The sequence below is a fragment of the Crenothrix polyspora genome, from assembly GCF_900163755.1.
Lineage (GTDB): Bacteria > Pseudomonadota > Gammaproteobacteria > Methylococcales > Methylomonadaceae > Crenothrix > Crenothrix polyspora.
Map to the genome: position 1 here is coordinate 1 of NZ_FUKI01000052.1, position 15,913 is coordinate 15,913.

2 protein-coding genes are annotated in these 15,913 nt (G+C 48.1%); both read left to right on the forward strand.

Translation table 11 applies throughout. The annotated features are described in order from the left end of the window. Positions 1-34 precede the first annotated feature (34 nt). Complete coding sequence (locus CRENPOLYSF2_RS03270; RefSeq protein WP_272867681.1) at positions 35-14,224, forward strand: Ig-like domain-containing protein; 14,190 nt, start codon at positions 35-37, stop codon at positions 14,222-14,224. A 617-nt stretch (positions 14,225-14,841) separates the two neighbouring features. Next, a complete protein-coding gene (locus CRENPOLYSF2_RS03275; protein ID WP_087142537.1) occupies positions 14,842-15,738 on the forward strand; it encodes a type II toxin-antitoxin system prevent-host-death family antitoxin in 897 nt (298 codons plus the stop codon). Positions 15,739-15,913 lie beyond the last annotated feature (175 nt).

A 15,913-nucleotide genomic window follows, 5' to 3' on the forward strand; every position in this document is an offset into this window, starting at 1 on the left:
AGCAGGGGATATAACTCCACCGATAGCGCCGATTATTAATGCCACCGACGGCAGCCCAATTACGGGTGTCGCGGAAGCGGGTAGCTTTGTCACTATTAAAGATGCCTTGGGTGCTGTGATGGGTACAGGCACAGCGGATGCGGTGACCGGTGCGTACAGTATCGTGCCGAGTGTTGTTCTTGTTGATGGTGCGGTGTTGAGTGTGACGGCTACGGATGCAGCAGGTAACGTCAGTCCAGTAGCCATGACTACCGTGGATGCAACAGCGCCAGCACTACCAACGATTAACGCTACCGACGGCAGTTCGATTACCGGTGTTGCCGAAGCGGGCAGTGTCGTGACTCTCAAAGATGCGGCGGGTGTATTAATTGGCACGGCGACAGCGGATGCACTGACCGGTGCATACAGTATCGTGCCGAGTGTTGTTCTTGTTGACGGTGCGTTGTTGAGTGTGACGGCTACGGATGCAGCAGGTAACGTCAGTCCAGTAGCAACTGCTACCGTGAATGCAGCAGGGGATATAACTCCACCGATAGTGCCGATTATTAATGCCACCGACGGCAGCCCAATTACGGGTGTCGCGGAAGCGGGTAGCTTTGTCACTATTAAAGATGCCTTGGGTGCTGTGATTGGCACAGGCACAGCGGATGCGGTTACTGGTGCTTATAGTATCATACCGTCTACCGTACCAGCCGATGGTGCTGTGCTGAGCGTGATCGCTACGGATGCGGCGGGTAATGTCAGTCCAGTAGCCACGACTACCGTGGATGCAACAGTGCCAGCACTACCAACGATTAACGCCACCGACGGCAGCCCAATTGCGGGTGTTGCGGAAGCAGGTAGCTTTGTCACTATTAAAGATGCTTTGGGTGCTGTGATTGGTACAGGCACAGCGGATGCGGTTACTGGTGCTTATAGTATCGTACCGTCTACCGTACCAGTCGATGGTGCTGTGCTGAGCGTGACCGCTACGGATGCGGCGGGTAATGTCAGTTCAGTAGCCACGACTATCGTGGATGCAACTGCACCCACATCTATTGTATCTGCCATTGGCGATACCTCTAAAACAGCGGCGGAAGCAACCCATGCTGCCGGTGTTGTCACGGTCAATGGTGAAACCGGCAGCACGTCCGTGCTGACCTTGGTCGGCGTGAACGGCACAGTTACCAAAACCATCGCCAACGATGGCACGGCCTTACCTGTGGTATTAAGCGCTGCCGACTTGACAATCTTGGGTGATGGTGCGGTGGAAGTCACTACTATCACTACCGATGTAGCAGGCAATGCTATCACCACAGCCGATGTCAGTGATGGTGATTTTGTCCTCGATACTGTCGCACCAATGCCAGTAATAAGCGCGATAGGCGATGTGGCCAAAACAGCGGCGGAAGCCACCGATGCAGCGGGTGTTGTCACCGTCACTGGTGAAACCGGCAGCACGTCCGTGGTGACTTTTGTCGGCGTAAACGGCACAGTTACTAAAACCATCACGAATGATGGTACGGCCTTACCCGTGGTATTAAGCGCTGCCGATTTGACAACATTAGGTGATGGCGCAGTGGAAGTGACTACCGTCACGACCGATGCCGCAGGCAACCCTACCACCACAGCCGATGTCAGCGACGGTGATTTTGTACTGGATACCGCAGCGCCTACACCCACCGTAACTGCGATAGGTGATGCAGCCAAAACAGTGGCGGAAGCGACTGATGCCGCCGGTATTGTCACCGTCAATGGCGAAACCGGCAGCACGGCCGTGGTGACGTTTGTTGGCGTGAACGGCACGGTCACCAAAACCATCGCCAACGATGGCACAGCTTTACCCGTCGTGTTAACGGCGGCCGACTTGGCAACCTTGGGTGATGGCGCAGTGGAAGTGACTACCGTCACGACCGATGCCGCAGGCAACCCTACCACTACAGCAGATGTCAGCGATGGTGACTTTATATTGGATATCATAGCACCCATAGTTACAGCACCTGTTGTAAGTTACACAGATAATAATATACCAGCAGACCAGATTGACCTTATCGTACAAACATTTGGCTCAGGAACGGGACGAGCATCGTTTGCATCGGCGGGTGTGATTGCAACGACAAGCTATATTTACTCGGCAGGGGCTGTTCCGGATGGCGATTATACGCTTTCCAATACCGTTTCTGGTTTGGAAACTTGGTGGGCTTCTGCAAATGTTACAGTGCCAGCCGCGCAAGACTTGGCGTTTAGAGATCACACAGGTGATGTTAATGGCCGTTTCTTGGCCGTTAATGCAAGCGCCGCACCCGGTGAATTTTATCGCCAACCAATAACGGTAAGTGATGCTGGCGATTATAAGGTTGCCGCATTTTTAGCCAGTGCTAACAATGCACCTATCAACGCCAATGTCACTATTAAAATCGTGGATAGCCTGGGCAATATTGTGGCATCAATAGATACAGGGGACTTACCGGATTACACCAATGCGGCTTCTGCCTGGAGAGAATATAGCCTGATGGCAAATTTACCCGCTGGCAGCTATAACTTTGTTTTAGTCAACAATGCGCCTGGTGGATCGGGTAATGATATCTTCATCGATGATATTTCATTCTCCTACATGGGTGTGAATGCTATTTCAGGCATTACAAGTACAGCGGCGGTTACTAACGATACCAGCCCTGTTATTAATGGCGCACTCACTACGGCTTTAGATAGTGGTGACATTGTTAATGTTTATCGTGATGGTGTCAAAGTGGGTACGGCTACGGTATCTGGTAATGCCTGGACATTTGCGGACAGTGGATTGATTGATGGGACTACTTATATTTACACTGCAAAAGTGGCTGATCCTGCTGGTAATGAAACGGTAACTGGTACTGCGTTCACTATGACCATAGACACGACAGCGCCAACCGCAACGGCTTCTGTGACTGGCTATGCGGATAATGTGGGTGGGGTGACCAGTACAGCCAGCACTGCACCAACCACTGATGACACATCGCCCGTTATCAATGGCACACTTAGTGCGCCGTTGGCTGTGGGGGAAGTGGTCAATGTTTATCGGGGTACTACGTTGATAGGAACCGCCACGGTGAATGGCCTGACATGGACGTATGCCGACAGTGGCTTGGCTAATAGCACCACTTATGCTTACAAGGCAAGAGTCGCGGATGCGGCTGGGAATATCTCTGCGACGAGTGTTGCCTTAAATATAACCATAGATACCACTACGCCTGGCATCGATGTCACGCCCCCGACCATTATCGGCTTCAGCTCAGCCACAGTTGATGGCACGTATGGTGATGGCAGCATTATTAATATCACGGCAACAGCGTCAGAACCAGTGGCCGCTGGCTCTTCAATTGATATCCTCCTGGATACCGGTGATATTGTCCATCTGGTCGCCGCTGCTGATGGCACTACAATGATTGGTGATTACATTGTCAGTCCAGGCGATACCTCAACAGATTTGAAGGTGTTAAGCTACACGGCGGGCACGGTTGCCGCACCGTCTGTACACGATTTGGCTGGTAATGCCATGACCAGCACAGCTATGCCTGTAGCCAGTGCGAACATTGACGCAGCACAAGCAATTGTTGTTGATTCGCCTATACAAGCGCCTGCTACATTAGCATTAATGGGTGACAGATTAGACGACCATTTGGGTTGGGATGTGGCCAATATTGGTGACTTTAACAACGACGGCATCAGTGATTTTGCCATCAGCGCACCGCAATGGGACATTAATCCGAACCTATTTGGCGCTTATGATGCAGGCGCTGTTTATATTGTCTACGGTAACCAGACTGGCTTGCCCAACGTGGGTGATATGCAAAACTTGACTGTCGCCCAAGGCTTTAGGTTGACAGGGCATGATGCTTCTAATCTCCTTTATGGTGGTGACGCTATCGGTGAAATCATTAACCCCTTGGGCGATATTAACGGCGATGGTTATGCAGATTTGGGCATAGGCGCAAAAAATACCGACACAGCCTATGTCTTATTGGGCGGCAATGCAGCCACATTCTCAGCAACCACCTACGATATTGAGTCAGTCAATGGCAATATCTTTAGTATTGCTGGGGGCGGCGCTTTTGGGTACTCCGTAAGCGGTGCTGATGTTAATAACGACGGATATTCTGATATTCTGATTGGCGCACCTTTGGTTGACAATAGTATTCTGGACTGGGATAGAGGCCGTGCTTACATCATGTATGGCCATGCAGGCGCTGCGACAGATGTCAACTTTACAGACGTAACCCTGACAAGCAATACGTTCACCAACCAAACGCTGAGTAGTGTTTTGTCGGCAAGCAATGATTTGCCTTTGTTCGCCGATGCTAATGACGCTAGCATTGCCAACCCGTATCGCTTGGGCGACTCCATCAGCAATGTGGGTGATGTCAATGGCGACGGGATTAATGACTTTGTTGTCACTGCACCCACTTCAGATAATGCCATGTCGGGTACTGGCAACGCAGGTTCCGCGTGGTTGGTTTACGGGCAACAGGGTAAATACACATTTAATGTGGATTTAAGTAATCTTACCCTCGCGCAAGGGGTACAAATCAATGCCTATGGCGGTGAACTCTTGGGTGGGGAAGGTTCAGGCCATAATTTAACCACAGCCTTGGGTGATATTAACGGTGACGGGGTGGGCGACTTTGCAATCTCTGCGCCTTCTTCTGCCGCAACAGGTAGTGACGGACAAGTGTGGGTTATTTACGGGCGTAATGGTGGCTTAACCCACGACATTAATTTAAATGTTAATGCGCCGTTTCTCAGTACTTCACTTGGGTATGATTCTGGCGTTAATCCATTTACTGCGGCAGATGGCTTCTTGTTACGCTCTGAGCTTGAATTTTTGACCTCATCGAATTTAGGTGTAAGTATACGTGGCGGACAGGATATTAACGGCGATGGAATAGACGATTTTGTAGTGTCCGATCCAACCCAAAATCAAACATGGGAAGGCGATGCCGGTTCGGTCTATGTCGTGTACGGCCAAGACGGCGGTTTTGGCAGCAATGATATTACCTTGCCTAATTTGCTGGCCAACTCGCAACAAGCCGTAGAAATTAAAGGCTTAACGGGTGGTGATACTTTAGGCTCGGGTGTGGCTTTAGGTGATTGGAACGGCGATGGTCTGTCAGAAATAGCGATAGGCCAGGCCAATGGCGATTCGTCTAACGGATTCCTCGTTAATGACGATATTGGTGGTGCTTTTATCATGCCTAGCATTAGCCAGCTGACTCAAGCTGTCATAGCCACTGCTAATACGATTACGGCTATTAATGGTTCACCTGACCGTGTCTCAGGCGGCGCGGGTAACGACACTATTAATAGTGTTTCTACTAAAGATGTGGCCTATGGTGGTTCAGGCGCTGATGTGATTAACATTATCAGCAATGACTTTACCCGTGTGGATGGAGGTTTGGGTATTGATACCTTAACGGTTGCCAGCCCTAGCGCAATGGTGCTGGATTTGGCCGCTTTGGGCAGTAAAGTACAGAATTTTGAAAAGTTTGACCTGGGTGTGGCCGATGGCGTTGGCCATACCATCAACTTACGTTTGTCGGATGTGCTCAATGAGACCACCAACACCGTATTAGGCCACATGGAAGTTACCGGTGGTGCAGTCGATACCGTGAATCTCAATGGTACAGGTAACTGGATAACATCCAGCCCTGTAACAGCATCCGGCATTACGTTTGATATTTACCATAACAATCTGTTGGATGCAGCCAATACCTTGGGTGATGTGTGGATACAGCAAGGTGTGAATGTAGCGTATACACCCGATACTTCGGCACCTTTAGTATTAAACTTCAGCTCAACCACAGCGGATGGCAGTTATGCTGCTGGCAGCAGTATTAATATCACTGCAACAATGACAGAATCTGTTAAGGCGGGATCATCCATTGATGTGACGCTGAACACAGGTGATCTGATTCATTTGGTAGCTGCGGCGGATGGTACGGCGTTGGTAGGAACTTATACTGTTGGCCTGGGTGATGCCGCTGCTGATTTGAAGGTAATCAGCTACACGGCAGGTACTTTTGCTGCACCGGCAGTGCATGACTTGGCAGGTAATGCCATGACCAATATGGCCATGCCAGTAGCGAACGCTAATATTGATGCCGTGCAGGCGATTGTGGTGGCAGCACCTATTGCAGAACCCGCTGTGGATACATTAAAAGGTGATAATGGCGGGGATAATTTAGGTCGGGATGTTTCAAACGTAGGTGATTTTAATGGCGATGGTATTGCTGATTTTGCAGTCAGCGCTCCAAACTATGATGCAACTTCGGGATTCTTTGGTGGCAATAATGAAGGCGGCGTTTATGTCGTTTATGGCACTACAGCAGGTATACCCGTTATCGGTGATATTGGAAGCATGGCAATTACCCAAGGCTTAAAAATAACAGGGGCAAGTCCTGGTGATGTCATAGGTAAAATGATTAATGCCGTCGGCGATGTTAACGGTGATGGCTTTGCTGATTTAGTGATTGGTGCAACCGCCGTCAATAAAGCTTATGTAGTTTTGGGCAGTAATATTGCTTATATCACGGGTAGTGTATCTTTAGGTGCAGTGCTAGGCACTACCACTAGTAACAATATCTTTGCAATTACAGCATCTAGTAATATAGAGGCGGGTTATTCTGTTAGTGGTGTCGATGTCAACAACGATGGTTATTCTGATATTTTATTTGGAGCGCCGGTAGCGGGCAGTGGGGCTGGAGCGGGTTATGTCATGTATGGACATGGTGGTGCTATTACCAATGTCACTTTCCCTGATATTACCCTAAGCACAATATCTGGAGAAGCAAATACTTTTGCTAACGGCACAATAGGTACCAAATTACTGCCGAGCCACGATCTTAATTTGTTAGGCCTTAGTAATGATCAAGCCAATTCAGGCAGGTTAGGCGAAGCAACCAGTAATGTCGGTGATGTCAACGGTGATGGTATTGATGATTTTATCTTTACGGCATCGACATCTACCAATGCTTTATCACCCTTGTTAGCAGGGGGATCAGCCTGGCTGGTTTATGGCCAGCAAGGCGGCTTTGGGGCTAGTTTAGATCTTAATAATCTGACCTTGGCACAAGGTGTGCAACTTAACGGTTATCTTGGTGAAAACCTGGGTGGCAATGCAGGGCGTAACGTAACAACCGCGTTAGGTGATATCAACGGTGATGGTATTGGCGATTTTGCAATAGCAGCGGCGCAGCACAATCACGTATGGGTTGTTTATGGTGTAAATGGCGGCCATGCCAATAATATTAATTTGGACACCAATACGCTGACAGCGGCTGATGGGTTTGTATTAAATTCAGAGTTTGACCTGGGCGGTAGCCAGTTGGGTGCCAGTATCCGTGGTGGCCAAGATATTAACGGTGATGGTTTAGACGACTTTGTGGTCAGTGCGCCAAATCAGGATTTAGGGTTGGCAATAGATGCTGGAGCTGCTTATGTCATCTATGGTCAAAAAGGTGGTTTTGGCAGTAACAGTGTTGATTTGTCAGCACTGTTAACAAGTTCACAGCAAGCCATTAAAATATCGGGGCAGGGTCGTTTAGGTTCTGGCGTGGCGGTAGGTGATTGGAATGGTGATGGTGTTGCCGATATTGGTATAGGCCGTGAGTCAGAATATTTCTTTGGTGATGGTTCTGCCTATGTTCTACCGGGCACAAGCCAATTGACCCAAACAGGCGATAGCGGTAATAACATCATAGCGGCTGTTACCAAATCGGAAGAGCGCATATCAGGTGCTCAAGGCAACGACACAATTAACAATGTTTCCACCTTGGATGTTGCTTATGGCGGTGCGGGTGATGATTTGATTAGTATTGCCAGCAACGACTTTACCCGTGTAGATGGTGGGTTGGGTGTTGATACCTTAAGTCTTGCAGGCGCTCCCGCAATGACGTTGAATTTTTCCTCTTTGGGTAGCAAAGTACAAGGCTTTGAAAAATTTGATTTGGGTGCAGCCGATGGTGTTGGCCATACCTTGAAACTACGTTTGTCGGATGTGCTTAACGAAACTAATGCGTCCACGTTAGGCCACATGCAGGTTACGGGTGGTGCGACGGATACAGTGAATTTGAGCGGAACCTGGGCAACCTCCAGCACGGCAACAGCATCCGGTGTTACCTTTGATGTCTACCATAATAGTGCTTTGGCTGCTGGTAATACCTTAGGTGACGTTTGGGTTCAGCAAGGTGTAGTCGTTGTTTCTACAAATGGATTAGACACCACAGCACCGTTAGCTCCAGTTGCTACCGTAGCAGCCAATGGAGCTACCGTAACCGGTACTGCCGAAGCTGGCAGCACCGTAACCATCAAAAATGCCGCTAATACGATATTGGGTACAACAGTGGCAGCTTTGGATGGCAGTTACAGTGTGCCGTTAAGTCCAGCTTTGACCAATGGCGAAGCGTTAACAGCAACAGCAACAGATGCTGCTAATAACGTGAGTCCTGTTGCTTCAGCAATGGCACCGGATACCACGGCTCCAACTGCAAGTGTAACAACGGCCACTATCGATACTGTGACTAATGCCGTTGTGCAAAGTACAGAAGTAGGTACAGCCTACCTAGTTAAGGATACGGTTACCGTAACTAACCTCGCTAGTATCACTAGCGCTGCGGACAACGTGTGGAATCAAGTCCCCATCAGCACGGCCAACAGTAACACAAATCTAGTCGCAACCGGTCTGCTAGATGGTACTTACAAGGTCTACACCGTCGATGCCGCAGGCAATTTATCGGCGGCATCAACCAATAGTATTACGGTGGCCGATACAGCACTTCATCTTGGTCCGGTTGCTGGTGTTAATCTTAATCTGATTGCTCCAGTGACGATGGCAGATGGCAAAGTTTATTACCATCTTGATCAATCAGGTGATGGGGTCTTCTCTGGTTCAGATCATGTTGATCATGATTTACTGGATGCGTTGCTCAATGGCGGCGCAGATACGATTAATACTCAGCTAAGCGGTGCAGTGGCCGGTGTGGACGATGAGCGAACAATTATCGTAGGGGGTTATACTCTGGTACTGCCTACCGTTGCCGAACTGACAGCACTCTACAATGACCCAGCGCCAAATCCACCGGTTGGTTGGGACAACATTAATCATTATTGGTCAGCCACACTGTATTCACCAACGGCTCATTACAATGAGTTACTCACCACTGGCCAAGTGAATGGTTATGCTGATGGTAATGGCTTCTCTGTTACCTTCCAGGTTATTGCTAATCCAGTAGTTGCTAATCCATTAACTTTCACTAGCATGTCTATTGATTTGGCAACTGCCAGTGATAACGGCGTAAGCACAACTGATAATATTACCAGTAACACGGCACCTACAATCAATGGCACAGTAACCGGCTTAAGCGCAACCGTTGCAGCAGCGGCCACCGCAGGCACAGTAACTGCCAATTTGTTTGATGACAAAAATGATAACGGCTTATACGATGCCGGTGATAGTCTCCTTGCGGTCAATATACCGCTTAGCGTAACAGGTACAAACGCCACCTTTACGGCACAACCTACCTTACTGGGCGGCACATACAACACCAAGGCGATATTAATTGATCAAGCGAATAACGCTTCTGTTGCTGGCTTGCTAGATAACAGTGGTACAGCACAGGTTGTGGTTGATTGGACGGCAGCACCTAGTGTTGTTGCCGGTAACCAGGCTAATGATGGTTTGGGTTACGCTATGGCCAATGCCGGTGACTTTAATGGTGATGGTTATGCCGACTTTATTCTTACTGCGCCACATGATCAATCGTCCAGTTTCGATATTGGTGTCAGAAAGTCTGATATGTATATTGTCTATGGTTCGGCCACGGGTTTAACTAATGTTGGCGATATTGATACCATGACCGCCGCGCAGGGCATACATATCACCAGCACAGCGATAGTGGGTGCGGATATAGCCTTACAAGGCCTGGTCACTAGCGGAATAGGTGATTTGAATGGTGATGGTTATGCTGACGTAGCCATTGGCTCACACCGTGACGACAGCCTGTATGTGGTGTTTGGCCGTGGCGGTAACAGCACAGCAACCTTTGACCTACGCTCCATAGAAACTGGCGCAACCACCAATGGCTTCCATATAGCTAATTGGGCGACCGGTGCTTGGATGGCGACAGGTTTGGGTGGCGGTGATGTGAATGGTGATGGTTACGGGGATCTGATGTTTGGTAGTTCAGATGGTCTGGGTAATGGTCTGGCATATACGTTGTACGGTCATGCCGGTGCCAGCGGTGATGCAAGCTGGAGTAACCTCTATGCCACAGCCACTGAAGGCTTGCATGTAAAAGGAACTCTTGGGGTTTATGGCGCTCCACTGGATGCTGGTGCCTATACAACGCTTAGTACTACGTATGATCCAACGGGACAAGCGCATGATTTCGATTCAGATTTAGGCGATAGAGTTACCGTTATCAGTGATGTCAATGGTGATGGTTATAACGACTATATCGTGACCGCGCCAAGAGCCGATACCACGACATCTTTTGATGCAGGTAGTGCTTATCTTCTGTTTGGTTCTGCCAGTGGCTTAGGCAGTGGTTTCGACTTGGGTAATTTGTCACCCAGCCAAGGTGTGCGCCTTAATGGCACAGAAAACTATGAATATCTGGGTGGGTCAACTTTACTCGCAGGTGGCATTGGCGACCACGGCGATGCTTTATGGGGACAAGGTGCTTCTGTCAGCAATATTGGTGATATCAATGCCGACGGTGTTGCTGATTTTGCTATTGGGTCGCCGACATGGGGTGACCAAGTGGCTGATGGTCAGGCTGCTGGTCGTGTGTATGTACTGTATGGTAAAGGCATCGGTGCAAATTGGGCAGATGTAGACTTGGCTAATTTGAATGGAAGCAATGGTTTTATTATTAATAGCACAGCACTGGGCAGCACGAGTTCCATTATAGCCAATAGCCAAGACGCACAGCTGGGCTTTAGTATCAGTAACGGCGGCGATGTTAACGGTGATGGTGTGGATGACTTTATTATTAGCGCCCCCGGTGCGGATAATGGCGCTACTACAGATACCGGCGCAGCTTATCTGGTCTATGGTCAAGCCGGTGGCACATCGTTTACAGCAATCACTAACTTGGACAGCTTGGTAAGTTCAGGCAAAGCCATTAAGTACAGCGGTATCAATACCAAAGACTTTGCTGGTACCGGTCTCGCTACAGGCGATTGGGATGGCGATGGCATAGCCGACGTTACGTACAGTGTATGGGAAAGTGATACCGCCACTATTGATAACGGCGGTAGTTATGTTGTCTATAAAGGGGGCTTGAGCAACTTGACCCAGAGCTTTACCACTGGCAATGATAGCTTAACCGCTGGTACAAACAGTGGTGGTGCAACTATTGTCAACGGCGTAGACCGTATCAGTGGTGGATTAGGTAACGATAGCATTACCGGTATAGGTACAGACACGACAGGCACAACGGCAACCACCACCTTGCATGATGTCGCTTACGGTGGCCAAGGTAATGACCACATTGCCCTGGCAGGGACTAACTTCACCCGTGTCGATGGTGGCTTAGGCATAGATACCTTGGGTCTGACAGGTGCAACCGCCTTGAGCCTGGATTTAACCCCTTACAATACCCGCGTTAAAGGTTTTGAGAAATTTGATCTCGGCGCTAGCGATAGTGTTGGCCATACCCTCAGTATGCGTCTGGCCGACGTATTGAATGAGCCAGGTACAAATGCCTTAGGCCATATTGAAGTCGTCGGTGGGGCAGGTGACAAGGTTGATTTGTCAGGTGAAGGCTCATGGACAACGGCAACAACCCAGGCCGCATCAGGTGTTACTTACAACGTTTACCATAACAGCGCGTTAGATGCCGCTAATACCAAAGGCGATGTCTGGGTGCAACAAGGGGTGACCGTTAACGGCACTAATACCTCTGCTAGTGATAATAATGTCCCTCTGGCAGGTACAGCGGTATTGCCTGTAACCCTCAGTGTATCTTCTACATCAAGCAGTACACAGATTAACGATGGTTTAGGTTTTGCCATGTCGGATGCCGGTGACTTTAACGGCGATGGTTATACCGATTACATTGTATCCGCACCCCATAACCAAATAGGGGGACTTGCGGTAGCGGCTGGCAATATGTACATTGTTTACGGCTCACAGACTGGTTTGCCGACTCTTAGCAATATTGATAGCATGACAGCAAGCCAAGGTATTAAGCTGGCATCTAATTCGCTTTATGCCGACGGCTATCAAGGTATGGTCGTGACTTCTATTGGTGATTTAAACGGCGATGGTTTTGCCGATGTGGCGATTGGTTCTATATTGAATGACAGTCTTTATGTTGTGTTCGGTCGTGGTGGTAACACCACGAGTGCATTGCAATTAACAGATTTGGATAATGTGGCAACCGCAGACGGTTTCCGCATCAGAAATTGGGATACGGGAGCCTGGTTTGCAAGTGGCTTGAGCGGTGGCGATGTTAACAACGACGGCTACAGTGATTTGATGTTTGGTAGCTCAGATGGATTGGGTAATGGTATGTACTTTACCCTTTATGGTCATACGGGTGCTGCCGGTGCTGCTAACTGGGGTAATATTCTGGCTGAAACCACCAGTCTTAACACATCGACAAATTCGCAACTGCCAGGGGATGAGCTAAATAGATCGGCGTATACGGCGGTTAAAACCACTTATATTTCTCAAACACAGGCGACTGTCCATGATCTGGATTCCGATTTGGGCGACAGGATTAAAATTGTGGGCGATGTCAATGGTGATGGCTTTAATGATTATGTGGTAACCGCGCCCCGGGCAGAAGCTACAGCATCTACCTTTGATGCAGGTAGGGCTTATCTGATGTTTGGTACGGAAGCTGGCTTAGGCAAAGGTTTTGATTTAAATGACCTGTCACCTACACAAGGCATTCGCATTAATGGCACAGAAAACTATGAAGATTTAGGTGGCTCAACTCTTTTTGCTGGCGGTAATGATGATAATGCCGATGCTTATTACGGTATGGGCAGCTCCGTAAACAGCATAGGTGATATCAATGGCGACGGCATTACGGACTTTGCCATTGGTTCGCCTGAATGGGGTGATCAGGTTGCGGATGCACAATCCACGGGGCGTACTTATATTGTGTATGGTAAGGGTGCTGGTATGGATTGGTCTGATATAAACTTGGCTTCTTTGGGGTCGCAAGGCTTTATCATGCAAGGCTCGATAACAGATGTTTCTAATGGTTTTAACTTTAATACTACTCATCATGACCAGTTAGGCTTCAGTGTCAGCAACGGTGGTGATGTTAACGGTGATGGTATCGATGACTTCTTGATTGGTGCGCCAGGCGAGACAGCGGGTGCATTAAAAGATTATGCGGGTGCGGCTTATTTGGTGTTTGGTCAGGCAGGCGGCACAGGGTTCTTGTCGACCACAGGCTTAGATGTTCTGGTAACGGCCAATAAAGCCATTAGATTTGCTGGGGTTAACGCTGATGATTATACGGGTACCGGCGTTACTATTGGTGACTGGAATGGTGATGGTATAGCGGATGTCAGTTATGGTACATGGGAAAACGGCGCGACAAATACAGGTAGTTATCAAGTTTACAACGGTGCTACATCTAATTTGACACAAACATTCACTCTGGGTAACGATACGTTAGCAGCAGGTACACATAACGGTTCTGGTCCAGTATTGGTGGCGGGTGTAGACCGTATCAGTGGTGGCCAAGGTAACGATACTCTTACTGGTATCGGTACAGACACAACAGGCACGATGGATACTACCAGCTTACACGATGTGGCTTATGGCGGGGCAGGGGATGACAATATCTCCCTGGCTGGCATGAGCTTCACCCGTGTTGACGGTGGCTTGGGTATCGATACCTTAACGCTTGCCGGCACGTCTTCATTGTCTTTAAATATTGCGGAATACGGCAACCGTGTTAAAGGTTTCGAGAAGTTCGATTTGGGGTCAAGTGATGGCATAGGCCATAATCTGAGCTTGCGTTTATCCGATGTACTTAACGAAACTAACAGCTCTGTATTAGGCCACATGCAAGTAACCGGTGGCGCTGGCGATAGTGTACAGCTTAACGGTTCTGGTACCTGGACAACAGCGACCACAGCAACAGCCACTGGCATTACCTTTGATGTTTACCATAATACCAACCTGGACGCTGCCAATAAGTTGGGTGATGTCTGGATACAGCAAGGCATGGCGGTGTTGTAAGTCTTGGTAATTGTTCTATAGCGCGTTAGCGCAGTAAACAGGCCGTGCCCTGGTGGTAAAACACCTCGGCACGGCTTTTTTATGTGTCTAACTTGGCGTTTTTGCCGTGCAATCATCAACATCACAATATCACCCAAATCGTAAAGCTTTCTTAAGCTTGAGAGGTTTGCCGCGTTCAATGCAGGTATGGGCACTCAAGGTCTCTTTCTTAAAATATAGCAATAATAATGCCAATTATTTAAATTATATAGTATTCAATGTGTTGATTATTTTATAGTGCGTGCCAATTGCTGTGTTTGTAAGAAAAAACTAACACTTTTTAGTATTCACAAACATTATTTGTCACAAAAAGACGAATCTGTGATTTCTGCATTGGCAGTACTTGCTCAGTCCCCCTCTTTGAAAAAAAGGGGTTAGGGGAGATTTATTAGAAAAATCCCCCTCCACCCCTCGTAAACTCTCCCCCTTTTTCAAAGGGGGAGGTGAATTCTTGCCATTGATAAAGTATTTTTGGAGATAGCGCATCGGTTATTTTGTCTATTATTTCTGTAAATATTGCTAAAATTTTAAAATATCGCCTAAAATAGACGCTAAAATAATCAATTCGAGAGGTTTTTATGAGAACTTTTACCGCGACAGAAGCCAAGCAAAAGTTTGGCGAACTTATCGACACAGCTCGGACAGAAGACATTACGATCATAAAGAACGGGCGGCCGTTCGTCCTTGTATCAAATGCACTTAAAGAACCGCCACTGCCAGACGTATGGGAAGCCAAGCGTGAAATTATCACGCGTTATTTTGATGGAAAAATTAACAGAACCATTGCGATGAAGAACGGGGGCTATAATCTGTATCGGGAATTACTGCAAGATGCCAACTATTTAGCAATCCCAATGCCTCGCCTGCCAAATAACGAAATCAAAAGGATGTCCGACAAGTTGTCTGAAATTTTAGGGGCTATGTCAGTGATAAAACTCATTATTGCCGATTCAGGGCCATTAATATCCCTCTCTATGGCTGATGCGTTGGATTTGCTGCTGATGTTCAAGCCGGAGGTGCAGGTGGTTTTAACAGACATTGTCTACCATGAAGTAACCGCTGAAAGAGACCGGTATCCAGATGCCCAAAAAACATACCAGTTTCTGACTAAAAATGCTGGACATATCACCATTGAAGAGACCAGTTACGGGCAGGCCGTTTTATTTAGAGTACGTTCGGACCCTGGTTACAAACTTCCGCCCGATGCTGGCGAGATGTCTATCGCTAGCTTTGATGCTTACCAATCCGAAGCAAGCATTATTTTGTTTGAAGATAAATGGTTTCTGGAGCCAAGACGATTTAAATCAAACACCAATCTAATCTCGACATTCGCCTTTATTGAAAATGTTTTTAACAGGAATTTAATTGATAAAAAAAGATATACCGAAATTATTACCGTGCTAAATACGGTTGAAAGAAGCGCCCTGAATTTAGATGCTAAGGACGATTGGAAAGACTCTTTGCAAATACAATAGGCACTAAACCTGCTGCCAATATCCTGTGTTACGCCTACCAGGGTTTTACAGCAGCCATTAAGCGGTCAAACCCCTCGCTGCTGGGCGGGGCAAGAATCTTAAGAAAATAGTCGTACAGCGTTTTCACAGTTCAATAGTTACAGCGTAACCGTTCGCACTGAGCTTGTCGAAGTGT

Bases quoted from the DNA above. Each gene is read 5' to 3' on its own strand.
- CRENPOLYSF2_RS03275 (WP_087142537.1), top strand. From the start codon at position 14,842: ATGAGAACTTTTACCGCGACAGAAGCCAAGCAAAAGTTTGGCGAACTT.